This is a genomic window from Nannocystis sp. (genome assembly GCF_016714285.1).
Taxonomy (GTDB): domain Bacteria; phylum Myxococcota_A; class Polyangia; order Nannocystales; family Nannocystaceae; genus Nannocystis.
In genome coordinates this window covers 77,422-103,733 of sequence record NZ_JADJNN010000023.1, presented here as the reverse complement: position 1 = coordinate 103,733, position 26,312 = coordinate 77,422, and the positions used below count along the sequence as shown (strand labels likewise).

Here is a 26,312-nt window from a genome sequence, read left to right as displayed (position 1 = left end):
CCTGTCCCCTAGCGCCTGTCCCTTAGAACCTGTCCCTTCGGCCATGCAACGACTCCTCGGCAGCATCCTCGAGGCCTGCGCCCGCCACCGCGGCGTGGTCCTCCTCATCTACGCCATGCTCGCCCTCATGGCAGTGCGCAGCGCCCGTCAGGTCCCCCTCGACGCGATCCCCGACCTGTCCGACCCGCAGGTGATCGTGTTCACCGAGTGGCGCGGCCGCTCGCCCACCCTCGTCGAGGACCAGATCACCTACCCGATCTCCAGCGCCCTGCTCGCCGCCCCGCAGGTCCAGGCCGTCCGCGGCTACTCGATGTTCGGCATGTCCTTCGTCCACGTCCTCTTCGCCGAGGACGTCGACGTCTACTGGGCCCGCAGCCGCGTCCAGGAGTACCTCGGCACCATCCAGGCCCGCCTCCCCGAGGGCGCCACCGCCACCCTCGGCCCCGACGCCACCGGCATCGGCTGGGTCTACGAGTACGCCCTCGTCGACCGCAGCGGCAAACACGACCTCGCCGAGCTCCGCGCCCTCCAGGACTTCTCCCTCCGCTTCGCCCTCGAGTCCGTCCCCGGCGTCGCCCAGGTCGCCTCCGTCGGCGGCTTCGAGAAGCAGTACCAGGTCCAGCTCGACCCCGACCGCCTGCGCGCCTTCAACGTCTCCACCCGCGAGGTCGCCGACGCCGTCCGCCGCGGCAACGCCGAGGTCGGCGGCCGCGTCCTCGAGATCGGCGGACGCGAGGCCTTCGTCCGCGGCCGCGGCTACCTCCGCGGCGAGGCCGACCTCGCCGACCTCGTCGTCAAGACCAACGCCAGCGGCACCCCCGTGCGCGTCAGCGACGTCGGCACCGTCCGCCTCGGCCCCGAGCTGCGCCGCGGCCTCGCCGAGCTCAATGGCGAGGGCGAGGCCGTCGGCGCCATCGTCATCGCCCGCCACAACACCCACGCCCTCGACGTGATCGAGCGCGTCAAGACCCGGCTCGCCACGATCAGCGCCGGCCTGCCCGAGGGCGTCGAGGTCGTCCCCACCTACGACCGCTCCGCCCTGATCCACCGCGCCGTCGACACCCTGCAGACCGCGCTGATCGAGGAGGGCATCGTCGTCGCCCTCGTCATCATCCTGTTCCTGCTCCACCTGCGCAGCGCCCTGCTCCCGATCCTGAGCCTCCCGCTCGCCGTCCTGCTCGCCTTCATCCCGATGGCCTGGCTCGGCATCCCCGCAACGATCATGAGCCTCGGCGGCATCGCCATCGCCGTCGGCGCCACCGTCGACGCCGAGATCGTCATGATCGAGGCCTGCCACAAGCGCCTCGAGCACGCCCCGCCTGACCTGTCCGCCCGCGAGCGCCGCAAGCTGCTCGGCGAGGCCGCCCGCGAGGTCACCCCCGCGATCTTCTTCTCGCTGCTCATCGTCGCCGTCGCCTTCATCCCCGTGTTCGGCCTCGAGGGCCAGGCCGGCCGCCTGTTCAAGCCGCTCGCCTACACCAAGACCTTCGTCATGCTCGCCGCGGCGCTGCTCAGCGTCACCTTCGCCCCGGCCCTGCGTGACCTCCTGATCCGCGGCAAGATCCGCCGCGAGGCCGACCACCCCGTCTCGCGCTTCATCCGCGCCGCCTACGAGCCCTTCGTCTACATCGCCCTGCGCCGCCCGATCACCACCCTGGCGATCGGCGGCCTCGCCGTGCTGTCGGCGATCCCCGTCGCCATGCGCCTCGGCAACGAGTTCATGCCGGCCCTCAATGAGGGCGACATCCTCTACATGCCCACCACCCTGCCCGGCCTCTCGATCGAGGAGGCCAAGCGCCAGCTCGCCCGCCAGGACGCCGTCCTCGCCAGCTTCCCCGAGGTCGCCAGCGTGTTCGGCAAAGTCGGCCGCGCCGACACCCCCACCGACCCCGCGCCCCTCAGCATGGTCGAGACCGTCGTCCAGCTGAAACCACCGGACCAGTGGCCCACCGTCCACGAGCCCCGCTGGCACAGCAGCTGGGCCCCGCGCTGGCTCGGCCTCCATCACCTCTGGCCCGAGACCCGCCGCGAACGCTGGGACGAGTTAGTCGCCAAGCTCGGCGCCAGCCTCCAGCAACCCGGCTGGACCGGCGCCTACACCATGCCGATCCGCGCCCGCATCGACATGCTCAGCACCGGCGTCCGCACCCCCGTCGGCGTCAAGGTCTTCGGCCCCGACCTCGCCGCCATCGAACGCAGCGGCCTCGCCCTCGAGCGCCTCCTCCGCGACCTCCCAGGCACCCGCAGCATCCTCTACGAGCGCAGCCTCGGCGGCGTCTACGTCGACATCGTCCCCCGCCGCGACGCCCTCGCCCGCCACGGCCTGCGCCCCCAGGACCTCACCGACTTAGTCGAGCTCGCCGTCGGCGGCGAGACGATCACCACCACCGTCGAAGGCCGCCGCCGCTTCTCCGTCCAGCTGCGCCTCGTCGAGGACGCCCGCTCCTCCCCCGAGCGCCTGCGCGAGCTCCCCGTCCCGCTCCCCGGCCCATCAAGCCCCGGCACAACAAACCCCGGCGCCCTGTCCCGCACCGTCCCGCTCGGCGAGCTCGCCGAGGTCGTCCTCGCCGACGGCCCGCCGATGCTGCGCAGCGAGGCCGGCCTGCTCGTCGGCTACGTCTACGTCGACCTCGAGCCGTGGAAGGACCTCGGCGGGTACGTCGACGACGCTCGCGCGAAGGTCGACGCCGCGATCGCGCGCGGCGAGCTCCCGCTCGGCCCCGGCATGTACCTGCGCTGGACCGGTCAGTACGAGGAGCTCGCCGCCATGCAGGCCCGCATGCGCCTGCTCTTACCCCTGACCCTGCTCCTGGTCGCCCTCCTGTTGTACCTGCAGTTTCGCAACCTCACCGAGGTCCTGATCGTCCTGCTGTCCGTCCCCTTCGCCCTGGTCGGCAGCGTCTGGATGCTCCACATCCTCGACTACCGGCTCTCGACCGCCGTCTTCGTCGGCCTCATCGCCCTCGTCGGCCTCGCCGCCCAGACCGGCGTCGTGATGATCGTCTACATCGACCACGCCTTCGAACGCCGCCTCCGAGCCGGCAAGATCCGCGACCGCAGCGACATCGTCTGGGCCCACATGGAGGGCACCGTCCTGCGTGTCCGCCCCAAGCTCATGACCGTCGCAACGATGCTCATCGGCCTCACCCCCCTCCTGTGGGCCACCGGCAGCGGCGCCGACGTCATGAAGCGGATCGCGGCGCCCATGATCGGCGGCCTGCTCTCGAGCGCCTTCCTCACCCTCGAGCTCATCCCCGTCGTCTACACCTACTGGCGCGCCGCCCAGCTGCGAAAGTCCCAGCGGACCGGTCGCCCCCTCGCCGAGATCTGCGGCCTCGACCGCTGATCCCCACAAACCACCGGCCCGCTCAAGCCCGCCGCGAGGCGCGGAGCGAACGCACCAGCGACGACCCGAGATCGTTGTACCGCACGAGATCGAAGATACCCGCGTTCACCCGCTCCGAGACCCGCTCGCTGCGGTTCATGGCCCAGATCAACAGGTTCTTCACCACGTTGAAGCGCAGCAGACCGTTGTAGCGAATGCCCGCGCGCAGGTGGTCCGCGTAGTGGTCCTCGTACAGACGCTGCCAATTCCCCGGGACATCCGCCGCGGAGACGCTCGAGTTGATCACGTCGGCGACCAGCATGCCGCTGATCAACGCGTTCTGGATGCCCTCACCAGAGATCGGATCGACCAGGTTGGCCGCGTCGCCGACTCGCAGCTGCTTGCCCGCGGCGACGCGCGTGCCTCGCTGCGCCCCGGCGAGGTGGAAACCACGCGGCCGCTCCTTGGCCACCGCGTGCCCAGACAGGGCGCGAGCGCGGCGATTGACCTCGGAGAACCTCTGCATCAACGTGCTGACGTTGGCCGCCGCGGCGTCGTAGTCGCGCAGCCAGATGCCCACGCCGACGTTGAAGCGGGTGATCCCGTCGACCTCGTTGACCGGGAAGATCCAGCCATAACCAGCCCCCAGGTAGCGCTCAAAGTAGATCTGCAAGTCGCTCCCCTCTCCGGGGTCGAGCGCCGCCGTGGGCACGTCCCAGTAGCTGCGCATCGCTATCGCGGTCGGTGTCCCCCCGTGGGTGCCACGCGCGTCAATGACCCAGTCGTACGCCGACTCGAGCGCCGCGAGCTCCTTCACGTGCGCCTGCAACGGTTCGCAGCCCGCCGACACCGCCCGCTCGTGAAGCAGGTTGTCGAACACAAGCCGCGGCACACAGTAGCCGCGTAAGGTGTGGCGTGCAGCATTGACAGCGCCGTTGGGCGCGCCGAGCTTCAGCCCCGCGAACGCGGCCCGCTCGACGCAGAGCGCCTCCAGCTGCGCCGGGTACACCCCCATCGCCGTGAGCGCCTGCAGGGCCCCGAAGGACACCGCGTCGCCACAGGTCTTGTCGCGCGGAAAGACGGCGCGATCCATGAGCACGACCTGGTGCCCGCTGCGGGCCAGGTGGAAACCCGCTGAGCAACCGCTCGGCCCAGCTCCGACAACGGCAATTCGTGCCATGGCACCCCCCGGGGCAGGCATAACACAATCTCGCGCGCCGGAAACTGCCCGGGTGCTCGAGGCCTCGCGCCTGCCCGTCAACACGGTCCGGCCGCGGGCGCAGACCGGACCCGGACTGACGGAGCCGATGGCCCGCTGCGCCGCGCATTTATGCGCCCCGGGCCTGCAGCTCGTGATCCGCGGTCTCGCAAGTTTCGCTACAGTCGGGGCAGTGTCCAGTGCCGGTACGGACGGGTCCCAGGCCAGCCCTGGGCGTGCGCGTGCGCCAGCGTTCGCCTCGCTCAGCGACGAGACGATCCGCCAGGTACGCCAGTACGTCATGTTGATCACCGGCCTGGTCGGCGCCCTGCTCGGGACGCTGCAGCTGGTCGCCGCTGTCGACGACCCCAATTCGTGGGACCGCCTCAACGGCCTCGCCTTCATCCTGACCGCCGCCGGGTGCTTCTGCACCGTCGCCCTCACGCGCACCAGCATGCTGCGCGCCTCCGAGGTCGTCGCGCTGATCACCGCCTACTTCGGCACCGCCAGCATCATGATCACCGGCGGCCCCACCTCCGGCCTGATCGTCGGCGAGGCCGCCTACAGCCTCGTCGTCCTCTTCCCGGGTGTCGCCGTCCGCACCCGCTCCGTCAGGGGCAGCGCGCTCCACGTGCTGGTCGTGTGCGTCATCTTCGTCGGCAGCGTGCTGCTACGGCTCGTGCTGCACGACTCCTCCAACCTCAGCACCGGCGACATCGCCGTGATCCTGCTGCCCCCGCCCGCCGCGTTCTGGATCGAGTGGCTCATGGTCCGCGCGCTCAACCGCCGCATCCTCGAGACCCTGCAGGACAGCGAGCGCTCGCGCAGCGCGCTCGGCGTGTCGAACCAGCTGCTCGAGCTGGCCAACCGCAGCCTGGAGACCGCCCGCGTCGACGCCGAGCGGGCCCGCGACGGCGCCGAGGCGGCCAGCCGGGCCAAGAGCATGTTCCTCGCCAACATGAGCCACGAGCTGCGGACGCCGCTCAACTCGATCATCGGCTACACCGAGATCATCATGGACGAGGCGCGCGACGACGAGACCACGCGCGTCCGCCAGGTCATGCCCGACCTGAAGAACGTCGTGCTCTCCGCCAAGCACCTGCTCGGCCTCATCGGCGGCATCCTCGACCTCTCCAAGATCGAGGCCGGCCGCATGGAGCTCATGCAAGAGCAGTTCAGCGTCCACGCCTTCGTCCGCGAGATCGAGCAGACCATCGCCCCGCAGGTGCGCAAGCGGAACAACGCCATGACGGTCCACTGCCAGGACGACGTCGGCTCCGTCATCGCCGACCGCGGCAAGCTCAAGCAGGTCCTGCTCAACCTCCTCGGCAACGCCACCAAGTTCACCAACGACGGCGAGATCAGCCTCCACGCGCGCCGCGACTTCGAGCAGTCCTCGCTCACCTTCGAGGTCCGCGACACCGGCATCGGCATCGACACCGACAAGCTCACGGTCATCTTCGAGAAGTTCACCCAGATCGACGCCTCACCGACCCGCCGCTACGAGGGCACCGGCCTCGGCCTCGCCATCACCCGCGAGCTGTGTGCCATGATGGGCGCCTCGATCGACGTGAACAGCCGTCCTGGCGCCGGCACCTGCTTCACCGTCACCCTCCCGATCCAGGTCGCCGCCCCCGGACAGTCGATGGCCCACTCCGCCGCCGCGTCCCTCTCCAGCAGCGGCATGCTATAGCCGCCGCGTGCAGCCCTTCTACGAGCACGACGGCGAGCGCCTGGTCCCAACCTTCCTGACCCGCGGACCGTGGAGCGAGCAGCTCCAGCACGGCGGCCCGCCCTCGGCCCTGCTCGCCCGCGCCTGCGAGGCCCTCGCCCCCGCCGCGCTGTGGCACCCGGCCCGCCTCACCGTCGACTTCCTGCGCCCGATCCCCGTCGCTACCGCGCTCCACACCACCGCCACACTCACTCGCAGCGGCAAGCAGGTGCTCGGCCTCGACGCCGAGCTGCACAGCGGCGGTCGCCCGGTCGCCCGCGCCCACGCGCTCTTCATCCTGCGCCGCCCGCTCGAGCTCCCGCCCGCCCTCACGCCCGCCGAGCGCCCGCGAGACCCCACGCTGCTGCCGGCGATCCACTTCGACTTCTTCCCCTGGCAGGTCGGCTACCACACCGCGATGGAGGCCCGCCTCGAGTCCGGCAGCATCGGCGCCGGCCCGGCCGTCGCCTGGCTCCGGTCACGTCACCCGCTCGTCGGCGGCGAGCCGACCTCGCCGCTGCAGCGGGTGCTGCTCGCCGCCGACGCGATCAACGGCGTCGGCGCCTGCCTCGACCTGCGCCGCTACAGCTTCGTCAACGCCGACCTCAGCGTGTACCTGCATCGCCTGCCCGAGACCGACTGGGTCCGCCTCGCCGCCGCCCCCCATCCGCAGCCCAGCGGCGTCGGCCTGGTGATCGCCGAGCTCAGCGACATCCTCGGTCCGATCGGCCAGGCCCTCGAGGCGCAGGTGATCGCGACCCGCGGATCGCCGACCGACGGATGATCCACGTCGCCCTGTGCTTTCGCGCCAACGCATGAGGTAGAGTCGAGCGACGAGGTGGATACGTGAAGGACGTCGATCTGCTCATCATCGGCTCGGGCCCGGCAGGCTGCTCCACTGCGCTGCACCTGGCCCGCCTCGATCCCTCCTTGGCCCGTCGCACCGTCGTCCTGGAGAAGGCCGAGCACCCGCGCCACAAGCTGTGCGGTGGCGGCCTGGTCCCCGACGTCGATACCATCCTCACCAACCTCGGCCTCGATATCCGAGAGGTCGCCCAGGTCGACGCGGCGTGGGCCCGCCTCTACTTCCACGGCCGCGGTCTGCGTCTCCAGCTGCGAGACATCGCCTTCCACGTGGTACGCCGCTGCGAGTTCGACGCCTGGCTGGCCGCCAGGGTCCGCGACTGCGGCGTCCTGCTCCAGACCAACACGCCGGTCACCAGCCTGCGCCGCGTCGACGGCGGCTACCTCGTCGAGACCAGCCGCGACACCTACCGCGCGCGCGTGGTCGTCGGCGCCGACGGCACCAAGGGCGCGACACGGCGGGCGATCCCCGCGGACTACGGTGCGATCGCCAGGGTCGTCGAGGTCATCATCCCCCCGCCGCGTTCACCCGCGCCCGAACCGCTGCCGCCCGACGACGAGGCGCTGTTCGAGTTTCGCAACGTCACCGCCGGGGTGCAGGGCTACTTCTGGAGCTTCCCGATGCTCGTCGAAGGTCAGCCCATGCGCAACCTCGGCGTGTACGACAGCCGCAACGTCGGGACCGCCCCGCTGGCCGGCGCACTCACGGGATTCCTCGCCGACGAGCTCGCGCGCCACGGCGTGCGCCTGGCAGACTGCAAGGTCCTGGGCCACCCGATCCATCAGTTCTCCGCGCGCAGCGTGCTGTCGGCCCCGCACCTGCTCCTCGCAGGTGACTCCGCCGGGGCCGATCCGCTGCTCGGCGAGGGCATCAGCCTCGCGCTCGGCTACGGCGAGCTCGCTGCCCGCGCGGCCCTCGACGGCTTCCAGCGCGGCGACCTCGAGTTCGCCAACTACACCCGCGACGTCCACCGCAGCGCGATGGGCCGAGCGCTGCGCCTCCGCTGCCACGCCTCCTCCGTCATCTACCGCCTCCGGCACCCCTCCCTGCAGCGCCTCGTGTGGTGGTACCTGCGGCCGATCGTGCGCCGCTTCATCCACGGTGTCCTGTTCAACTGGGCCCGCCCCGCCGCCCTCCAACCCGCACCCCTGCGCTCCGCCCTGGCCGCCGACGTCGTCGCCTGACACTCACGGCAACGACGCCGGCTGCGCCGTGCCCGACGCCACGCGGTCCTCACTCCCCGATCCCGCCAGGCTGTCCGTTGGGACAGGCTCCGGCTCGACCAACCCAGGCACCGCCCCCGCCACCGGCGCAGGCCCGCTCGCCAGCTGCGTCCCCCTGTCGACCACCGGCGGCGCCACCGTGGCCGCGTCGTAGTCGAACATCAGCGCGTCGGTCAGCGCCATGCCCATGCGCGCGTAGCCGCGGCGGGTCAGGTGGAGGTGGTCCGACTGCGCCATCGCCGGCTCGGCCGCGGCCCAGGTCACCATCGACAGCTCACCGCCCATGAACTGCATCGCGTCCCAGAACGCACAGCCCGCCTCGCCCGCGACCTCGCGCTGAGCCAGAGCGATCTGGGCCACCCGCGGGCGCGGCCCGAAGCTGCCGTCGGCGCCCTTGACCGGGAAGTCGCCCGGACCGATCAGCAGGCAGCTCGCCACCGGCGAGGCCCGCCGCAGCCGCGCCAGCACCTCGCGCAGGTTCTTGCGGTAGACCTCGATCGGCTGGTCCTCGTCGACCGACTCGTTGGTCCCGTAGGCCAGCACGATCAGGTCGGGGTCGCGGCGGCGCAGGTTGTCCGACCACACGTGCTCGTTCCACTTGAGATGGTTGGCCGCCCGCGTCCCACCGATCCCCAGCGTGTCGACCACGACCCCCGGCTGGTCGTTCTCCAGCACCACGCCGAACAGACGCACCTCACCGTCGCCCAGCGGCGCGACCTCGATCGTGTGCGGCCCGCCGTCGCGCGCCACCACGTGATAGCCCGGCGCGGCCTCCTTGGCCTTGGTGTTGATCGTCGCCACCACCTTGCCGTCGATGCTCAGCTTGAAGCGACCACCGCCCGGCTGGCGCAGGAAATACAGGTCGTAGTGCGTCGTCCCCTTGGCCTTCGTATCCGCCGGGATCACGCGACCGAAGTCCTTCTTCTTCTTCGCCGACACGCTCGCCCCGAGCAGCCCGAAGTAGCCGTCGTCGCGGCCCTCTCGCGTCTGCGCGTGCTCCACCTTCCAGCCGCGCGAGCTCTCCAGCGTCAGCGTGCTCGGCCGGTAGAACTTGCTCGGCCGCACCAGCGGGATGTACCCCTGACCGCCCGCCCCGAAGCGGTGCTGCAGATAGGCCCGCAGGTACGCCGGGTACACGTCCGCCGCCGTGTGCGAGGCCCCGTACACCAGCACCCGCACCTTGTTGTCCGGGTCGCGGCCCTGCTTCAGCCGGCGCAGCGCGTCGTGAAAATTGCCCAGCGCCTCGGCCCCCGCGCCGCCCAGGAGGATGAAGTTGCCGAGGAGATTGCCGTTGATGGCCGGCGCCATGGCCGTGCCGTCGAGCCCCGTGCCGCGCGAGCCCGGCAATGCATCGAGGTTGCTGCCCGCCACCACCGGCGCCCCGAACCCGGCCGGCTGCACCAGCGCCTCGGGCCCTGGCAACGGCGCCAGACTCGGGAAGGGCTGGCCCTCGGCGTCCTCCAAGAGCGTCGCCCGCTCGCCCAGCGCCGCCCGCTGCGCGTAGACCCGGGCCGCCCGCGCCTCGTCGTTGAGGATCGGCGTGGGACCTGGCGGCGGCAGGGCCACCACGGTGCGTCCCGGGCCCACAACCTCCTCGCCTTGCACGCCTGTCGGCGCCTCTGGATCGCGCGCCGTGGGCCCGCCCTGCGGCGCGTGACAACCTCCCAGCGGACCGCAGCCGAGCACGAGCAACATGCTGACCGAGGCCGGCCACCACCAGGTCCGGGCCCGGCCCGGGGGGCAACTTCTGCGAGGCGAGGCCATTGCCTGGAACCTTGGCCGGTCCAGCCGGCGCAAGTCAAATTCTTGCGATCCATCGCCGAAGCTGCTGCCCCCACCCAGGTCCTTGCCCGTGCATCGGCCCGCACGCCCTCAGCTTGTGCCAGTGACCTCGCATCCACCGCCGCCAGCGGAGGCCGAAAAGACTGCCAGGAGCAAATCCGCGCGCATAAGCACTCGGCCCCTGCGTGCCCCTGCATGCGCTCCATTCGGCAAAAAACGTAGGTGCGCTGTGGCGAAGCTGTTACATTGAAATCGCAGTGCCCAGCGGGAACAAACTCGGAGCCGTCGCCGTAGGGATCGTCCCGCCCGGCCGCCGCATCGACCGCGCCTGGCCACACTGTACCAACGGCCCCGGCCGCTACTTCGCCCCCGCAGCCAATGCGAACGGCGGAGGAGGCAGGCTCGGGTGAGGCCGCTCCTCCGCGCACTCGAGACCCTGGGCGCCATCGCCGTCTACCTGTTTGCCATCGTTCGTTCGCTGTTCACCGGCCCCCGCTACGTCGGCGAGACGCTCCGCGTCAGCGAGATCCTGATCCGCCGCTGTCTCATCCCGGTCGGGCTCGCGGTCGCCCCGGTCGGCGCCGTGATCGCCCTGCAGGGCGTGCACATCTTCCGCAGCTTCGGCGCCGAGGAGCTGCTCTCCTCGCTGCTCGCCACCGCCGTGTTTCGCGAGTACAGCCCCGCCCTCGCCTCGGTGATGGTCGCCGCCCAGGCCGGCTCCTCGATCGCCGCCCGCATCGGCACCATGCGCGTGCGCGGCCAGATCGACGCCCTCGCCGTCATGTCGGTCGACCCGATCCGCTACGTCGTCCTCCCCGGCCTGATCGCCTGCGCCGTCGTCACGCCACTGCTCAACGTGCTCACCACCCTGCTCGGCCTGTTCAGCGGCTGGGTCTTCGCCGTCGTGCTCGTCGGCTGCGACCACGGCTCCTTCATGGCCAACCTCTACAGCCAGGTCTCGCTGGTCGACCTCTACGTCGGCCTCAGCAAGTGCCTGGTGTTCGGCACCGCGGTCGGCCTCATCGCCGGCTACCTCGGCCTGCAGACCACCGGCGGCGCCGCCGGGGTCGGCAAGGCCGCCAACAACACCGTCACCTACACGATCGTCCTGATCCTCGTCTGCGATTACCTCGCCAGCATGCTGCTGCTCTCCCTCGGGCTGTAAGAGCTCATGCGCTTCGACACCTTCGTCCGCCACGCCGTCCGCGCCCAGTTCCGGGGTCTCCCCCCGGCGGACGAGTTCGTGCGCCACGCGCTCGACGCCGGCGTCGGCAGCATCGCCCTCCTCACCCTGCTCACCATCTTCGCCGGCATGAACCTGTCCGTGCAGGCCTACGGCACCTTCGCCCGCTTCGGCGGCCAGGAGATGCTCGGCCTGTTCTGCGGCGTCGGCGGCATCCGCGAGCTCTACCCGGTGATGGCCGCCGTCGTCTGCGGCGCCCGCATCGGCGCCACCCTGGCCGCCAGCCTCGCCAACATGCAGATCTCGGAGCAGGTCGAGGCCCTCGAGGTCATGGGCATCGACCCCATGCGCCGCCTCATCGCCCCGCGCCTGTGGGCCGTCACCCTGATGCTCCCGCTGCTCTGCGCCTACGCCAACGTCGTGGGCATCTGCGCCAGCTACTTCGCCGCCGTCCACCAGATGGGCATCAACGAGGGCGTGTTCATCAGCCAGGTCAAGGAGATCGTCCACCTGCCGGACCTGTTCGCCGGCGTCGTCAAGGGCGTCATCTTCGGCTGGCTCGTCGCCATCGTCGCCTGCTATCACGGCTACCGTGCCGCCAAGCGCGACGGCGCCGAGGGCGTCGGCATCGCCACCAACCGGGCCATCGTCCACGCAGCCGTGCTCTGCATCGTCCTCAACATGTTCCTGTCGGCCCTGATGTATGCCTGAGGGATCGCTCTATCGCATGGCCGCCGCCGACATCAACGCCGCTGTCGTATTCGAAAAGGTCTCGAAGTCCTTCGGCTCGCACGTCGTGCTCAATGAGGTGTCCCTGCTGATCCCCAAGGGCGCCATCATGGTGATGCTCGGCCCCTCCGGCACCGGCAAGTCCGTGCTCCTGCGCTGCCTGGTCGGCCTCATCAAGCCCGACAGCGGCCGCATCCTCGTCTTCAACGAAGATCTCACCCGCCTCGACGACCAGCGCTCCGCCGACCGCCACAAGCTGTTCGCCCTGCGCCGCCGCTTCGGCATGCTGTTCCAGGACGGCGCCCTGTTCGACGACATGAGCGTCGGCGACAACGTCGCCTTCCCGATGCGCCAGCACACCAAGATGAGCGAGCCCGAGATCCGCGCCCGCGTCGCCGAGAACCTCGAGCGCGTCGGCCTCCCCGGCACCGAACGCAAGATGGTCTCCGAGCTGTCCGGCGGCATGCGCAAGCGCGCCGCCTTCGCCCGCGCCATCGCCCTGCGCCCCGACATCGTCCTCTGCGACGAGCCCTCCTCCGGCCTCGACCCGGTGATGTCCGCCACCCTGGACGACCTCATCCTCGAGCTCCATCGCACCCTCGGCATGACCTTCATCGTCATCAGCCACGACACCGCCGAGGCCCGCGCCATCGCCACCCACATCGGTCTCCTCTATCAAGGCAAGCTGCAGGTCTTCGGTGAAGCCCACACCGTGCTGCAGTCGAGCCACGCCCACGTCCGCCAGTTCTTCGAACGTAACACCCAGGGTCCAATCAAGGTGCTGTAATGAACACCCGCTACATCACACTCGGTACATTCGTCGTCGTCACCCTGGGCGCCTTCACCTGGCTGGCCATGCAGCTCGGCCTCAGCGACCGCGGCGGCACCCACTACACCGTCGAGACCGCCGACGCCGCCGGTCTGGTCGAGGGCAACTCGGTGCGCATCGCCGGCGTCGAGGTCGGCAAGGTCGAGCAGATCCGCGTCAAGGGCAACATCGCCGTCATCGACATCCGCGTCCGCACCGGCACCAACGTGTGGGCCGAGGCCTGCGCCGCCGTCCACATCAAGGGCATGCTCGGCGAGAAGTACCTCGGCATCACCCAGGCCATGGACGGCGCCCCGATGCCGCCCAACAGCACCTTCGCCTGCGTCACCCCCACCGTCGACTTCGACAACGCCCTCAACGCCACCAAGGACATGGTCTACGGCAAGGAGTCGCTGCTGCCCCACATCGGCCGCATCGCCAAGCGAATCGACACCCTCACCGAGAGCCTCGACGAGGGACCCGGCCTCCCGCGCGAACGCCTCGACAACCTGCTCAAGGAGGTCGAGACGATCACCGCCACCACGCGGGCCATGCTCGAGGAGAACCGTCAGGACCTGCGCGGCATGGCCGAGGGCACCAACAGCCTCCTCCACGACCCCCGCATCTCCCGCATCCTCGGCAACGCCGACAAGCTCCTCGCCACCCTCAACCGGGACGTGCCCGGCATGCTCGACCGCGCGGACCGCCTGCTCGCCCGCCTCGACAAGGCCAGCGAGGCCCTCAGCGCCGAGAACATCGCCAGGTTCGAGCGCATCCTCAGCAACGGCGACGCCGCCGTCGCCAACCTCAACAAGATCAGCGGCGACTTCAAGGACATCGCCAAGGACCTCAAGCCGGCCCTGACCAAGCTCGCCCCGCTGATGAAGAACCTCTCGATCATCGCCGAGCGCGGCGCCGCCGTCACCTTCGACGGCATCAAGCGCTTCTTCCAGATCGATGGCTTCCGCGTCCACCTGTTCAAGGACCGCAAGGCCGTCAAGTCGCTCGGCACCACCGACGACGACAAGGACGCCGGCTTCGAGGGCCCTTAGCGCGTGACCCTCAGCGCGTGACGAAATGCGCTGCGAGGCGCCGGACCTCGCGCATCAGCCGGTTGCGCGAGTAGAGCCCCTTCTGGATCACCTGCTCGACGCGTCCCGTGAGGCGCTCCCAATCCTCGCGACCGAGGTCCAGCGCCGTCATCACCGTGATCGGCACGCTCACGAACTCCGGCCGACTGCGGATGCTGGCGATGACGGCGAAGCCGTCGATCTCCGGGATGCGCAGGTCGAGCAAGATCAGCCCCGGCCGACTCTGCTCGATCATGTCGAGCGCCGCGCGCCCCGTCTCGGCGATGCGCACCGACCAGCCCTCCTCGATCAGCGTGCGCTGCAGCAGCTCGCGCAGCGCCTCGTCGTCCTCGACGATCAGGATGTAGCCGTCGCGCACCGGCACCAGCCGCTGAATGCTCGCCAGCAGCTGCTCGCGCCGCAGCGGCTTGGTCAGGTAGTCGTCGGCCCCGAGCGCCATCCCGAGCGGCTTCTCGTCGAGCATGCTGACGATGACCACCCGCGTACCGGCCAGCTCCGGGTCGGCACGGATCGCCTGAAGCACCGACCAGCCGTCCATCCCCGGCATCATGATGTCGAGCGCGATCACCAGCGGCTTGAGCTTGCGCGCCAGCGCCAGGCCCTCCTTGCCGGTCGCCGCCCCGTACACGTCGAGGCCCTCGCGGCTGAGGATGCGCTCCATCATGTCGTACACGTTCGGGTCGTCGTCGATGACGAGCATCGCCTGCGGCGTCGCCACTGCCACGGGCACCGCCGCCCCGCTGCGCGTCACCGCGGCCGGGTCGATCACGTGGCCGAGGCTGTGCGCCGGCAGGCGCACACGGAAGGTCGAGCCGCTCCCGAGGCTGCTCGTCACCGCGATCTCACCGCCCATCATCTGCACGAAGCGCCGCGAGATCGCCAGACCGAGGCCGGTGCCCCCGTACTTGCGCGTGGTCGACGAGTCGCCCTGATAAAAGGTCTGGAACAGGCGGTCCTTCTGCTCAGGTGACATGCCGATCCCGCTGTCGCGCACGCTGAACTCAAAGCTCGGCGCCTCGCCCCCGCCGACACCCACCGCCACACCAACCGCCACACCAACCGCTGGCCGCGTCACCTCGAGGATCACCGTGCCCTGCTCGGTGAACTTGGCCGCGTTCGACAGCAAGTTGAACAAGATCTGCCGCACCTTGGTCAGGTCGGCCGTCATCTCGCCCAGCCCGGGGTCGCAGAGCACCTCGAAGTGGTTGCCGTTCTGGGCCACCAGGCGCTGCGCCGTGGCGACCACGTCCGCGATCATCGTCGCCACCGGAAAGCTCTCGAGGTGCAGCTCCATGCGCCCGGCCTCGATCTTCGACAGATCGAGGATGTCGCTGATGATCCCCAGCAGGTGCGTGCCCGCGACGTGGATCTTCTGCACGTCGGTCGACAGCTGCCCCACCGCCCCGACGCCCTGCGTCGTCAGCTCGTCCTGGGCGATCTCGCTGTAGCCGAGGATCGCGTTCAACGGCGTGCGCAGCTCGTGGCTCATGTTGGCCAGGAAGGCGCTCTTGGCCCGGCTGGCCTCGATCGCCTCGTCGCGCGCCGTCTCGAGCTTCTCGTTCAAGTCGCGGAGACGTCGCTCCGAGCGCACGTTCTCGGTCACGTCGCTGGCCACGCCGATGACGCCCTGCGTACGCCCGCGGCTGTCGGTGAACGGCGCCGTCCAGGTCTCGAAGCTGCGGTCGAGGAACTCGAAGGCCCCGCGCAGGGCGGCCCCCGCCAGCGCACGCCGCACGCCGTCGAGCAGCGGAGGGATCCCCGCGAACACGTCGAAGGCCGACTTGCTCGGCCCCCGCTGCTCGCCGCTCCGCGGATCCCACATGTGCGGCTCGAGCCCGACCGCCGCCAGCCCGCGACCCTCGAGCAGGATGATCTGGCCGCGCGTGTCGACCGCGAACAGCACCAGCGGCACGTTGGCCACCACGCTGCGCAGCACCTCGAGGTGCACCGCGCCGCGCTGCACCTCCGCCTCGACCGGCGCCACTCGACCCGCCACGTACACCACCCGCTCCGCGTCGCTGCGCCGCAAGCTCCACAGCAGCGGCACGTCGCCGCCCCGCAGCCGCGCAACGACGCTCAGCTGCGCGTCCGGGCCCAGGCGCGACCACGCCTCGCGCCACGCCTCGCGGTCCTCCGGCCGCAGCTGCCCCTCCGCCGCCGAGCCCAGCTCCGGCTCGCTGCCCAGCGCCTGCCGCCACGCCACGTTCGTCACCACCAGCTGACCCTCGAGGTCGAGCACCGCCATGCACTCGCTCGACAGGTCGATCAGGCGGCGCAGGCTCAGCGTCATGCCCTCTGCCCCGGCAGTGTTCGTCGCGTCACGCATGGCACCCCGCAGGCGTGGCGCGGGTGCCCCATCCTATCGACTGCCCCCGCGAAAGCAACGCCGGTGCTACTTCGCCCCGAACACCTGCGTCCACAGGTGTCCGTACTGACCGCCCGTCGAATACCCCACGCCGATGTGCTCGAAGGCGGGGTTCATGATGTTGGCGCAGTGGCCGTCGCTGTTCATCCACTGGTCCATCGTGCCCGCCGCGTCGGGTGAGCCCGCCGCGATGTTCTCGCCCGCCGCGCTGTAGCTGCCGTAGCCGGCCTTGCCCATGCGGTCCCACGGGGTCTCGCCGTCGGGGTTGATGTGATCGAAGAAGTTTCGCACCGCCATGTCGACCGAGTGCTTCCGAGCCGCGCAGCGCAGCGCCGGGTGCATCGTCAACGGGCCCGCCGGGCCGAACGCGCCCTTGCTGCCGCAGTTCGCCCCCTGGCTGCGCACCTGGTTGACGATCACCAGCACGTCCTGCTCGAGCTGCGCCCACGCCGGCGACCAATCGGCCACATCGGCGCAGTGGGCGTTGTCGGGCACATCCGACGGACCGCCCATCCCTGTCGTCTCCGCGGCGCCCGTCGTGTCGTCACCGGCGGTGCTCGTCGTGCTGTCCGGCGGAACGTCCGGGCCGGTCGTCAGTCCGGGGCCCGTGCTCTCGCCGCCGCTGGTCGGATCGACGGCGCCGCTGCTCGCCTCACCACCGCCGGTCTCGCCACCGCCGCCACCAGTCGTCGGATCGCTGCTGCCAGGCGTCGTCATCGACCCACTGGACGACGTGCCCGGCGGATCGCCGCCGCCAGTCTCGACGCCCTCGAGGTCCGCCCCGACATAACAACCCGCGAGCAGCAGCGAGGTCGCAAACACGAGGCGAGGTCGAGCGAACATCACCTCCACCATAGACCCGAGCGCGCACATCCCTCAAGGGGCGACAGACCCCAATTCGCCCGCGAGCGCCCAGGAGCGCCGTCACAAGCCCGGGGCCCGGCCGCACTTCGCGATATCGTGCTGGCATGACCTCCGGTCGGATCCCACTCACCTCGCTCCTCGGCGCCTCGAGCCTCGCTGCGACCCTCGCCGCGACCCTCGCCGGCTGCGGCGACGACGTCGCCGGCTCCACCACCAACAGCACCGGCGAAGCGACCTCCACCACCGCCATCACCAGCTCGGGCGACACCCCGGCCACCAGCGACACGCCGACCTCCGGCGACCCCTCGACCTCCGGCGCCACCGGCTCCGCCTCGTCCTCGGACGGCCCCGAGCTCACCACGACCAGCTCGACAACCGAGCTCGCGTCGACCGGCGAAATCGCCGAGAGCAGCGGCACCACCTCGAGTGCCTCGACCACCGGCGACACCTCCACCACCGGCGACGCCTCCACCACCGGCGACCCGCCCTGCGGCCCCGGCTCGCCTGGCCCCGACGCCGACGCCGACACCGTCCCCGACGAGTGCGACCTCTGCCCCGCCGGCGATGACCTCAAGGACAGCGACGGCGACGCCGTCGCCGACGCCTGCGACCCCTGCCCGCAGGACAACCCCGACGACAGCGACGGCGACGGCGTCTGCGAGGGCGTCGACAAGTGCAAGCTCGGCGACGACAACATCGACGGCGACAACGACGGCATCCCCGACGCCTGCGACGACGAGGTCCTGCTCGTCATCCCCAACGGAAGCGAGGACTACGACGTCGCGGCCGACGGCGCCCTCGTGGTCACCCGCGGCGCGAACGGCAACATCTACGTCACCTGCTTCAACGCCGACCGCAGCGTCCGCCGCCCCGAGTTCATCGCCGGCAAGTACGACATGCAGCCCAACGACGTCCCGCCGCACCCGACCGTGTACATGGCGAGGCAGTCACAGAAGGTGCTGACCACCTGGTACGACCGCAACGGCGGCGACGCCAACCACCGCCTCGCCTACACCCTGCTCGACGACAAGTGCCAGCCGATCGTCGAGAACAAGACCGCGATCCAGATCGCCAGCGGCTACTTCGAGTTCCACGACGGGGCCATCGACGCCGTCGGCAACGCCGTCGTCGCCGTGTCGCCGAACGGGGCCACCCGCGTCAACTGGATCGACGCCAGCGGCGTCGCCAAGGTCCAGCAGAACGCCTTCGACATCAACGCCAGCTACGGCACCCACGTCGCCATGAACCAGGCCACCGGCGCCGGCATCCTCGCCGCCCAGATCCACAGCGGCAACGGCATCTACTACCGCCGCTTCAAGCCCGACGGCACCTGGCAGGACAACGCCGCCGTCCAGGTCCCGGTCAACTACCACTACTGGTACGACGGCTTCACCGTCGGCATGAACGACAAGGACGAGTTCGCCTTCCTCTGGCGCTCCGGCGGCACCACCCTCGACATGCGCTTCTTCGCCGCCGACGCCTCCCTCAAGAAGAACGTCCAGCGCGTCACCATCGACTTCGAGGGCTGGAACGGCGGCCACTGCTACGACTCGTTCCGCCTCCGCCACCAGGAGATTCCCCTGCGCGGCGACAACTTCGTCCTCGGCGAGGTCTACAACTGGATCACCCCCCAGCAAAATCGCATCACCCACCACTTCGAGTACACCAGCGCCGGCGAGCTCATCGCCGAGGACAGCACCAAGTTCAACCTCGAGGAGGGCCTGACGATCCGCGTCGACGCCAAGGGCTTCAGCTACCTGCGCGACAACCAGGGCATCCACATCCTCGCCGCCTACCCCTGAGCGCCGCGAAGCAGCCGGAGTCGATACACTGGTCACCATGTCCCAGGACCCGCCGCCCCCGCTCGAGCGCCGCCGTCTCCGCTGGTACCGCGCGGCCGACCTCGACGAGCTACCCGAGGGTCGCGCCAAGTCGGTGAACTGCGGCGCCCACTCGGTCTGCCTCACCCACCACGACGGCCAGTACGGCGCCCTCGCCAACCACTGCCCGCACCAGGGCGGCCCGCTCGGCGAGGGATCGATCGAGAAGGGCTGGCTGCGCTGCCCCTGGCACGGTTGGGACTACCACCCGCTCACCGGCGAGTCGCCCGGCGGCTTCGACGAGCGCGTGCCCACCCACCCCGTCGAGCGCCGCAGCGACGGCGTCTACGTCGGCATCGAGGAGGACGCCCCGCACGTCGCCACCATCTCCGACCTCATGGTCGAGACCATGGTCGCGTGGGGCGTGCGCTGGGTGTTCGGCATGGTCGGCCACAGCAACCTCGGGGTCGCCGATGCCCTGCGCGTCCAGGAGGACGCCGGCGCCCTGCGCTTCATCGGCGTCCGCCACGAGGGCGCCGCCTCCTTCGCCATCTCGGCCTACGGCAAGCTCACCGGACGTCCCGCGGCCGCCCTCGCGATCGCCGGCCCCGGCGCGACCAACCTGCTCACCGGGCTGTGGGACGCGCACGTCGACCGCGCCCCCGCGCTCGCGCTCACCGGCCAGGTCGACACCCAGGTCCTCGGCCCCGGCGCCTTCCAGGAGATCGACCTCAAGGCGGCCTTCGGCGGCGTCGCGCAGTGGAGTCAGACCGTGCTGCCTGGCAGCCGCCACGCCGAGCTGATGAACCTCGCCTGCAAGCACGCGATCCTCGGCCGCGGCGTCGCGCACCTCATCTTCCCCGACGAGGTCGCCAAGGCGCCCGCACCCGCCGGAGCCCACGCTGGCGGCCCCCAGGGACGCCTGCCCGCGCGCACGATCCACCCGCCCAGCGACGCCCTCGCCCAGGCCCTCGCCCACCTGCGCCTTGCGAGGCGCCCCGTGATCATCATCGGCCACGGCGCCCGCTTCAACATGCCCGAGATCGTCGCCCTCGCCGAGCGCCTGCGCTGCCCGGTGCTCACCACCTTCAAGGCCAAGGGCCAGATCTCCGATCTCCACCCGCTCGGCTGCGGCGTGCTCGGCCGCAGCGGCACGCCCGTCGCCAGCTGGTTCATGAACGAGTCCGATCTCCTCCTCGTGTTCGGCGCCAGCTTCAGCAACCACACCGGCATCAGCCACAAGAAGCCGATCGTTCAGGTCGACTTCGACGCCATGGCCCTCGGCAAATTCCACCCCGTCACCGTGCCCGTGTGGGGCGAGATCGGCGTCACCGCGACCGCCCTCCTCGATCAACTCGGCGCCGCCGCAGCGGTCGACCAGCAGGACGAGATCGCCGAGCGCTGGGCCATCTGGCGCGCCGAGAAGGACAGCCGCGCCCGCGACGACCGCGGCCACGGCGTCAGCTCGGCCGCCATCTTCGCCGCCCTCACCCGCCAGGTCCCGGACGACGCGATCCTGGCGATCGACGTCGGCAACAACGCCTACTCCTTCGGCCGCTACTTCGAGTGCCAGCGCCAGGCTGTCCTCATGTCCGGCTACCTCGGCTCGATCGGCTTCTCCTTCCCCGCCGCCATGGGCGCGTGGGCGGCCACCCAGGAGCAGGACCCCGCCTTCCGCGGCCGCCCCGTCGTCTCCGTCTCCGGCGACGGCGGCTTCGCCCAGTACATGGCCGAACTCACCACCGCCGTGAAGTACGGCATGAAGATCACCCACGTCGTCCTCAACAACAGCGAGCTCGGCAAGATCAGCAAGGAGCAGCGCGCTGGTCACTGGCACGTCTGGCAGACCAGCCTGCATAACCCGAGCTTCGCCCGCTTCGCCCGCAACTGCGGGGCCTACGGGGTCCGCATCGAGCGGGCCGCCGACCTCGACGAGAGCCTGCGCGACGCCCTCGCCGACCCGCGCCCCGCCCTCCTCGAGATCGTCGCCGACGTCGAGCTCGTGTGAGAAGCTCCCGCGCATGACGCTGGTCTCGATCCGCACCCCCAGCAAACACAAGGTCGCCACCTGGAGCGCCCTCGCCGACCGCAGCCCCGCCCACGCCGTCGTCGCCGACATCGACCTCCGCCTCGCCGACCTCACCACCTACCACCGCGAGATGGCCCACCTGAGCGGCGTCGCCTACGGCGGCGTCGCCCCCTGAGCGCCCCGCGCCTGGCGCTGCCACTCCGCCGGCAGCCCGATCTCGATGAACGCCGGGAAGCGATACGCCGGATAGCGGCGCTCGAGCGCCGCCCGCACGCGCCCGAGCGCGGCGTCCTGCGGCGGCCCCGACGGCCGCTCCGCCGCCACCAGAGCGATGACCTCCTCGAGGTAAGCCCGCTGCCGCGTCAGCAGCTCCGGCCCGCCCGAGGCCCCGCGCCCCGGGTGCACCAGGCGTGGCCGCATCGCCTCGATCTCGGAGAGCCGCCGCAACCACTCGTCGGTGCGACCGATCTCCAGCCAGCTGTGCGCCCCGTTGGCCACCAGGTCGCCGACGAAGACCTGATCCTCGAACTGCAGCACCACGTGCGCTTCACTGCAGCCCGGCCCCAGCACATGCGCCGTCAGTGACAGCCCCGCCCGCGCGAGCGTCGTCGTGCTCGCGCCGAAGCTCGTCGGTCGCGGCAGCTCGAGCGGGTAGTCGGGCTTGTAGCGCTCATAGAACGCCGCCACCCGCTTCGCGTGGATCTCCGGCATCGCGTCGAGCACCGGCTGCGAGGTCAGCACCTCCACGCCGCGCCGCTGCAGCGCCGTCGTCCCGTTGAACTTGTCCGGGTTGGCGTGCAGCACGAAGGCCGTCACCACCTTCGCCCGCGTCGCCCGCTCGGCCAGCGTCAGCGCCTCGATCCCCGCGCTCGGCAGGAACTGGGTGTCGACCAGCACGACCCCCGCGGGCCCGCGGATCCAGAAGCTCGAGGTCGCGAAGGTCCACCCGCTCGAGACATACTGCCCGACCCGCGGATCTCCGCTCTCCGGCACCACCGTGCCGCTCACCACCTCCCGGGCGCAGGCGGCCACGATCGGCAACGCGGCGAACGATCGACGAGACAGCGTGGCACACGACATCGGCCGCGAGCATCCACGCCGCGCCCCACCGGGTCAACCGCGCCCGCCCAGTTCCCCCCGGGCGGGCGCGAGCTCACTTCGACGCCGGCGCCTTCGGGTCGCCGCCCGGGCCACCCGGGGTGGTCGCGCCACCCTCGGACGCCTTCTCCACCGCGTCCGCCTCGTTGGCCTTGTTCGGCATCACCGTGGCGGTGCCGGTCTTGTCGACGATGATGACGCGGAACTCGATGCGGCGGTTCTTGGCGCGGGCCTTGGCCGACTTGCCCGGATCGATCGGCTTGCCGCGGCCGTAGCCGACGGTCTCGATGCGCGAGGCGTCGACGCCCTTGTCGACCATGTACTGCTTGACCGACTCGGCGCGCCGCCGCGACAGGTCGAGGTTGGCCTCCTCGGAGCCGACGTCGTCGGTGTGGCCCGAGATCTCGATGCGGATGTCGTCGAAGCTCTTGAGCACCACGATCGCGGCGTCGAGGGTCTTGAACGACTTCTTCTGGATCTTGTCCTTGTTGAACTCGAAGAAGATGCCCTCGATCGGTCGACCGTCGTAAGTGATCTCCTTGGGCAGCTCGTCGGGACAGCCGTCCTTGTCCTTGTAGCCGTTGTAGACCTCCTTCACGAGCGGGCAGTCGTCGTCCTTGTCGATGATGCCGTCGCCGTCGCTGTCCGGCGGCGGCGGGCAACCATCCGGCGCGATGCCAGGCTCGTCGGGGCACTTGTCGTCGGCGTCGAGGAAGCCGTCCTTGTCCTTGTCCGGCAGCGGGCAGCCATCCGGCGCCACCCCGGCCTCGTACGGGCACTTGTCGACGTTGTCGAGGAAGGTGTCGCCGTCGCTGTCGATCGCCGGGCAGCCATCGGGCGCCACGCCGGGCAGCTTCGGGCACTTGTCGTTCGGGTCGAGGAAGCCGTCGCGGTCCGGGTCGAGGTCCTTCTCCGGCGGCAGCGGTCGCACGCGCCCGAGCACCAGGCTGATGCCGGCCAGGAACTCCGCGTGGGTCGTGAACTTCGGCGCGACCTGCTGCGCCTTGGCGGCGATGATGCCCCGACCCTCGACGCGGAACGCCGCCATGCGGTTGATGTAGATCTTGAGGCCGCCGCCGAAGTGGCCGACCCCGTCGATGTCGTTGCCCAGCGCCGTCTTCGGGTCGGAGATGATCCCGAGCGCCCCGTAGCCGCCGAGCACGAAGGGCGCGACCCGGTACGGCAGCTGCAAGATCGCGTGCGCCCGCGCCGAGTACACGAAGGCCTTGGGGTCCGGTGCGTCGCGGACCCGCGTGGGGATCGCCGCGAACTCGCCCTCGATCCCGAGGAAGCTGAGCGGGAAGTAAGCGATGCGCGCCCCGAAGTCGCCGACCACCTTGTAGAGCGCCTCCGCCGGCGTGTGCGGGTTCACCGGGCGGGTCGCCGGGTCGTAGAGGTCGTGGTCGTCGGCGGCGATGAACAGGCCGCCGAACACCCCGAGCTCGAACAGGTTGCGCTCCGGCGAGTAGCGGTAGATCCACTTGCGCGTGTCCTTGACCTTGCCCTTCTCGGTCAAGATCACCCCGGCCGGCGCCTGACGCCGACCCCGCTTCTTCGCCTTCACCGGCTTCGCGCCCACGCTCCCCGCCGCGTCGGCCCCAGGCGCAGCGGGTGTCGCAGCGGGCGTCGCAGCAGGCGTCGCAGCAGGCGTCGCAGCGGGGCTCGCCTCGGGACTCGCGGGCCCCGCAGGCGTCGCCTCGGGACTCGCGCTCGCGGGCGCCGGCGCCGGCTCGGCGGCGGTCTCGGGCGGCGCAGCGTGCAGCTCGCCGGCCATCGTCGCGGCGACCAGCAACACACCAGTGGAAAGCAGAACGCGGGTCGAGGTCGTCACGTGGGTGGAGATCCTGTGGGTCGTCGTGTACCGGGCCATGGGCGTCACTCGCAAGTCATGCTCGACATCTCGCAGCCGGTCGGACCATCGGTCTGCGCGAGGCCCGTGATCAGGCACGCGAGGCAGGTCTGCTCGTCGTTCATGTCGGGACACTTGGCGCTCGCGGTGCAGAAATTGTAGACGCACTCACCGAAGTCGATCAGCGCCAGCCACTCCTCCGTGGTCAGGCCGTCGACGCAGGGCACGAAACAGCTGTAATCGGCCTCCGGCGGCGGGTTGACCGGATCGAGCTCCAGCGCGCAGTTGGTGATGCACATGATCGCCTGACGACAGGTGTCCTCGGGGATCATCGGCTCGCCCGTCGAGGTCCCGTTGTCACCCTCACCCGTGGTGAACACCGGCACCACGGTCGGGTCGACCTCGGTCGTCCCGACCTCCACCCCGGTGACCAGCGGCAGATCGTCCGAGGTACATGCGAAGCCAAGCATGCTCGCCGGCAGCAGCGCCGCCAGAGCGAGCCAATAAGCAGACGAGGGGAGAACCCGGGCCATCCGCCGCACGATACCAGCGACAGCGCAGCCCACGGGAATTTCCGTGCGGCCAGGACCTCGCCTCCACCACCAGCCTCCGACATCACCGCGCAGGGCGCCATCTGGAGCCCGCCGCGCCCGCCGCTTCGCGTGCACATGAAGACAAATCACCACGCCAGCGCCCGAATTGCCCCGGCTCACCCGCCCCCGACTGCCACCAACACGCCCGCGGCGCTGATGCGCGCATCAGCGCCGACCAGGCCTCAAGCTTGTGTTTTCTCGCCGCCACGGGCCATACTGGGCGACGTCGCTGCGCCGCCTTTTCCCGCGGCGCCCCGCGTTTACGGCAGATCTGCCGCAAGTTCCAAGACCTCCCGGAACCGACTCCCTAACACTACTTGAGGATGCATCATGAAGCGTAAGACCGCCCTGAGGACCGCCACGATCGGCTTCGCTGGCATGCTGGCCGGCGGCCTCTCCTCCTGCCGCGGCGACGACCCCGAGTTCGACTGCAGCGCCCAGCAGGAGAAGTTCGAGGAGTCCTACGCCACCGACGGCATCCTCCTCCCGGACCTCACCGTCTCGCCCTCGTATCCGATGGCCATGGTGTTCTCCGAGACCGGCATCCAGCGCCTGCTCAACGGCCTCGTCGGCAACGACGTCCCGTTCGCCAGCAAGCTCAACATCGGGCCCTACTCGCTCAACTTCTTCCCCACCACGACCCCGGTGATCGAGATCGTCAAGGTCCCGAACTGCGCCCAGTGCGTGCTGTTCAGCCTCGACTTCGACTTCCAGATCGAGGCCGAGGACGGCGACCCCGGCGGCGCCGGCATCGGCCAGGCCCAGCTCGCCATCCCGCTCAAGCTCATCCAAAACGACGACGGTACCTCCGACCTCGTCGCCGCCTACGACAAGGCCACCGTCAAGGACATGCCCTTCAACACGAACGGCATCGACACCAAGGACTACCCCGGCCTCGAGGGCGCGCTCGAGATCCTCGCCACCGAGGCGCTGCGCGCCCAGTACAAGACCACCACCCTGCTCCACTTCGAGCCGTGGACCATCGGCGGCAACGACGTCAAGCTCTCGGCCCAAAAATTCGCCATCTTCACCGACACCAAGGTCATCTCGCTCGGCATGCAGACCAACCTCGACCTCCCGCGCGGCGTCGCCGTCGAGGTCGGCCGGGCCCTGCCCATGGGCGTGCCGCTCGAGGTGCAGATGCACCCCGGCCTGCTGCTCGGCATGGCCCAGCGCATGATCACCGAGGGCGAGATCTCGCGCAGCTACAACGACAAGGGCAAGCCCGACCCCAAGGGCCTCTACGGCGTCACCCTCGACAGCATGGTCCCCAACAAGATCGACGGCAGCAACATCCTGGACGTCGGCTTCCGGGTCTGGCGCACCGACGAGGGCTTCTGCGGCTACGCCATCGCCGAGACCTCGCTCAAACTCGACATCGACCAGGCCAACAACAACATCAAGGTCAGCCCCGGCGACGACCTCCGCGTCACCGGCGGCGAGGGCGTCGGCGAGCTCGCCCAGGACAACCAGGAGCTCATCGACAAGAACAAGAACCTCGTCGCCGAGTTCAAGAAGAGCCTCGGCGAACAGGTCGGCATCACCCTCAACTACAACGAGGTCGGCGTCGAGGGCAGCACCATCCTGTTCGATACCCAGGCCCTCGTCGTCGCCCAGAAGAGCATCGACATCATCATCGACTTCGAGGTCGTCGCCAGCAAAGACGGCGGCTGACCCGCGGAGCTGACGCGCCAGCCCCCCCCCCCCCCCCCCCCCCGCCCCCCCGCGGCACGCGCCGGCGGTCCACGCCGCCCCCCCGCACCCCCCCGGCCCGCGATC

At 70.3% G+C, this 26,312-nt stretch carries 19 protein-coding genes; 12 read left to right on the top strand and 7 right to left on the bottom strand.

The window, feature by feature from the left end:
- Window positions 1-43 precede the first annotated feature (43 nt).
- Window positions 44-3,346, top strand: a complete 3,303-nt coding sequence (locus IPJ59_RS29730; RefSeq protein WP_293274284.1) for an efflux RND transporter permease subunit — start codon at window positions 44-46, stop codon at window positions 3,344-3,346.
- A 22-nt stretch (window positions 3,347-3,368) separates the two neighbouring features.
- Here the strand turns inward: IPJ59_RS29730 and IPJ59_RS29725 are convergent, their stop codons facing one another.
- The gene (locus IPJ59_RS29725) at window positions 3,369-4,505 is read right to left on the bottom strand and encodes an NAD(P)/FAD-dependent oxidoreductase (protein ID WP_463673378.1); all 1,137 of its coding nucleotides are present in this window, start codon (window positions 4,503-4,505) and stop codon (window positions 3,369-3,371) included.
- A 211-nt stretch (window positions 4,506-4,716) separates the two neighbouring features.
- On the opposite strand from IPJ59_RS29725, the gene IPJ59_RS29720 reads away from it, so the two are divergent.
- From IPJ59_RS29720 to IPJ59_RS29710, 3 genes are all read left to right on the top strand, one after another.
- Window positions 4,717-6,216: a sensor histidine kinase gene (locus tag IPJ59_RS29720; protein ID WP_293274282.1), complete on the top strand. Its 1,500-nt coding sequence runs from the start codon at window positions 4,717-4,719 to the stop codon at window positions 6,214-6,216.
- 7 nt (window positions 6,217-6,223) lie between these two features.
- Window positions 6,224-7,018: a thioesterase family protein gene (locus IPJ59_RS29715; RefSeq protein ID WP_293248220.1), complete on the top strand. Its 795-nt coding sequence runs from the start codon at window positions 6,224-6,226 to the stop codon at window positions 7,016-7,018.
- A gap of 62 nt (window positions 7,019-7,080) precedes the next feature.
- On the top strand, window positions 7,081-8,283 hold the full coding sequence (locus IPJ59_RS29710) for an NAD(P)/FAD-dependent oxidoreductase (RefSeq protein WP_293248217.1): 1,203 nt from the start codon (window positions 7,081-7,083) through the stop codon (window positions 8,281-8,283).
- A gap of 3 nt (window positions 8,284-8,286) precedes the next feature.
- Here IPJ59_RS29710 and IPJ59_RS29705 read toward each other — a convergent pair whose 3' ends face one another.
- Complete coding sequence (locus tag IPJ59_RS29705; protein WP_293274281.1) at window positions 8,287-10,017, bottom strand: GDSL-type esterase/lipase family protein; 1,731 nt, start codon at window positions 10,015-10,017, stop codon at window positions 8,287-8,289.
- A gap of 493 nt (window positions 10,018-10,510) precedes the next feature.
- On the opposite strand from IPJ59_RS29705, the gene IPJ59_RS29700 reads away from it, so the two are divergent.
- The 4 genes from IPJ59_RS29700 to IPJ59_RS29685 are packed head-to-tail and all read left to right on the top strand — an operon-like array spanning window position 10,511 to window position 13,876.
- On the top strand, window positions 10,511-11,269 hold the full coding sequence (locus IPJ59_RS29700) for an MlaE family ABC transporter permease (protein WP_293274280.1): 759 nt from the start codon (window positions 10,511-10,513) through the stop codon (window positions 11,267-11,269).
- Window positions 11,270-11,275: 6 nt separating this feature from the next.
- Window positions 11,276-11,998 (top strand): MlaE family ABC transporter permease, encoded by a 723-nt coding sequence (locus IPJ59_RS29695; protein WP_293248208.1) that lies wholly within the window; start codon window positions 11,276-11,278, stop codon window positions 11,996-11,998.
- 16 nt (window positions 11,999-12,014) lie between these two features.
- On the top strand, window positions 12,015-12,803 hold the full coding sequence (locus IPJ59_RS29690; RefSeq protein ID WP_293248205.1) for an ABC transporter ATP-binding protein: 789 nt from the start codon (window positions 12,015-12,017) through the stop codon (window positions 12,801-12,803).
- A complete protein-coding gene (locus IPJ59_RS29685; protein WP_293248202.1) occupies window positions 12,803-13,876 on the top strand; it encodes an MlaD family protein in 1,074 nt (357 codons plus the stop codon). The genes IPJ59_RS29690 and IPJ59_RS29685 overlap by 1 nt, the downstream gene beginning before the upstream one ends.
- A gap of 10 nt (window positions 13,877-13,886) precedes the next feature.
- On the opposite strand, the gene IPJ59_RS29680 is transcribed toward IPJ59_RS29685, so the two are convergent.
- Together IPJ59_RS29680 and IPJ59_RS29675 are read right to left on the bottom strand one after the other, a co-directional pair.
- Window positions 13,887-16,241, bottom strand: a complete 2,355-nt coding sequence (locus IPJ59_RS29680; RefSeq protein ID WP_293274279.1) for a response regulator — start codon at window positions 16,239-16,241, stop codon at window positions 13,887-13,889.
- 66 nt (window positions 16,242-16,307) lie between these two features.
- Window positions 16,308-17,123 carry a CAP domain-containing protein gene (locus IPJ59_RS29675; RefSeq protein ID WP_293248195.1) on the bottom strand — a complete coding sequence of 272 codons (816 nt, stop codon included), beginning with the start codon at window positions 17,121-17,123 and terminating at the stop codon, window positions 16,308-16,310.
- A gap of 125 nt (window positions 17,124-17,248) precedes the next feature.
- Here IPJ59_RS29675 and IPJ59_RS29670 point away from each other — a divergent pair, with 125 nt between their 5' ends.
- Genes IPJ59_RS29670 through IPJ59_RS29660 form a run of 3 tightly spaced genes read left to right on the top strand, consistent with a single transcriptional unit; the run spans window position 17,249 to window position 21,168 of the window.
- Entirely contained in the window at window positions 17,249-18,946 is a 1,698-nt protein-coding gene (locus IPJ59_RS29670) for a hypothetical protein (protein ID WP_293274278.1), read from the top strand.
- A gap of 37 nt (window positions 18,947-18,983) precedes the next feature.
- Window positions 18,984-20,972, top strand: a complete 1,989-nt coding sequence (locus tag IPJ59_RS29665) for a thiamine pyrophosphate-dependent enzyme (RefSeq protein WP_293274277.1) — start codon at window positions 18,984-18,986, stop codon at window positions 20,970-20,972.
- 13 nt (window positions 20,973-20,985) lie between these two features.
- Window positions 20,986-21,168, top strand: coding sequence for a hypothetical protein (locus IPJ59_RS29660; protein WP_293248186.1), 183 nt, complete (start codon window positions 20,986-20,988; stop codon window positions 21,166-21,168).
- On the opposite strand, the gene IPJ59_RS29655 is transcribed toward IPJ59_RS29660, so the two are convergent.
- The 3 genes from IPJ59_RS29655 to IPJ59_RS29645 form a co-directional block, all read right to left on the bottom strand.
- Window positions 21,147-22,073, bottom strand: a complete 927-nt coding sequence (locus IPJ59_RS29655; RefSeq protein ID WP_293274276.1) for an MBL fold metallo-hydrolase — start codon at window positions 22,071-22,073, stop codon at window positions 21,147-21,149. The two genes, IPJ59_RS29660 and IPJ59_RS29655, sit on opposite strands and share 22 nt — an antisense overlap.
- Window positions 22,074-22,146: 73 nt before the next feature.
- On the bottom strand, window positions 22,147-23,961 hold the full coding sequence (locus tag IPJ59_RS29650) for an OmpA family protein (protein WP_293274275.1): 1,815 nt from the start codon (window positions 23,959-23,961) through the stop codon (window positions 22,147-22,149).
- 5 nt (window positions 23,962-23,966) lie between these two features.
- Complete coding sequence (locus tag IPJ59_RS29645) at window positions 23,967-24,410, bottom strand: hypothetical protein (RefSeq protein ID WP_293274274.1); 444 nt, start codon at window positions 24,408-24,410, stop codon at window positions 23,967-23,969.
- A 453-nt stretch (window positions 24,411-24,863) separates the two neighbouring features.
- Between IPJ59_RS29645 and IPJ59_RS29640 the strand changes: the two genes are divergently transcribed.
- Entirely contained in the window at window positions 24,864-26,207 is a 1,344-nt protein-coding gene (locus tag IPJ59_RS29640; protein ID WP_293248174.1) for a hypothetical protein, read from the top strand.
- Window positions 26,208-26,312: the final 105 nt, after the last annotated feature.

Excerpts from the sequence above, each read along its gene's own strand:
- IPJ59_RS29680 (WP_293274279.1), bottom strand. The coding sequence starts at position 16,241 with ATGCGTGACGCGACGAACACTGCCGGGGCAGAGGGCATGACGCTGAGC.
- IPJ59_RS29645 (WP_293274274.1), bottom strand. The coding sequence starts at position 24,410 with ATGCTTGGCTTCGCATGTACCTCGGACGATCTGCCGCTGGTCACCGGG.
- IPJ59_RS29685 (WP_293248202.1), top strand. The coding sequence starts at position 12,803 with ATGAACACCCGCTACATCACACTCGGTACATTCGTCGTCGTCACCCTG.
- IPJ59_RS29690 (WP_293248205.1), top strand. The coding sequence starts at position 12,015 with ATGGCCGCCGCCGACATCAACGCCGCTGTCGTATTCGAAAAGGTCTCG.
- IPJ59_RS29725 (WP_463673378.1), bottom strand. The coding sequence starts at position 4,505 with ATGGCACGAATTGCCGTTGTCGGAGCTGGGCCGAGCGGTTGCTCAGCG.
- IPJ59_RS29665 (WP_293274277.1), top strand. The coding sequence starts at position 18,984 with ATGTCCCAGGACCCGCCGCCCCCGCTCGAGCGCCGCCGTCTCCGCTGG.
- IPJ59_RS29670 (WP_293274278.1), top strand. The coding sequence starts at position 17,249 with ATGACCTCCGGTCGGATCCCACTCACCTCGCTCCTCGGCGCCTCGAGC.
- IPJ59_RS29705 (WP_293274281.1), bottom strand. The coding sequence starts at position 10,017 with ATGTTGCTCGTGCTCGGCTGCGGTCCGCTGGGAGGTTGTCACGCGCCG.
- IPJ59_RS29655 (WP_293274276.1), bottom strand. The coding sequence starts at position 22,073 with ATGTCGTGTGCCACGCTGTCTCGTCGATCGTTCGCCGCGTTGCCGATC.
- IPJ59_RS29640 (WP_293248174.1), top strand. The coding sequence starts at position 24,864 with ATGAAGCGTAAGACCGCCCTGAGGACCGCCACGATCGGCTTCGCTGGC.
- IPJ59_RS29730 (WP_293274284.1), top strand. The coding sequence starts at position 44 with ATGCAACGACTCCTCGGCAGCATCCTCGAGGCCTGCGCCCGCCACCGC.
- IPJ59_RS29695 (WP_293248208.1), top strand. The coding sequence starts at position 11,276 with ATGCGCTTCGACACCTTCGTCCGCCACGCCGTCCGCGCCCAGTTCCGG.
- IPJ59_RS29660 (WP_293248186.1), top strand. The coding sequence starts at position 20,986 with ATGACGCTGGTCTCGATCCGCACCCCCAGCAAACACAAGGTCGCCACC.
- IPJ59_RS29650 (WP_293274275.1), bottom strand. The coding sequence starts at position 23,961 with ATGGCCCGGTACACGACGACCCACAGGATCTCCACCCACGTGACGACC.
- IPJ59_RS29675 (WP_293248195.1), bottom strand. The coding sequence starts at position 17,123 with ATGTTCGCTCGACCTCGCCTCGTGTTTGCGACCTCGCTGCTGCTCGCG.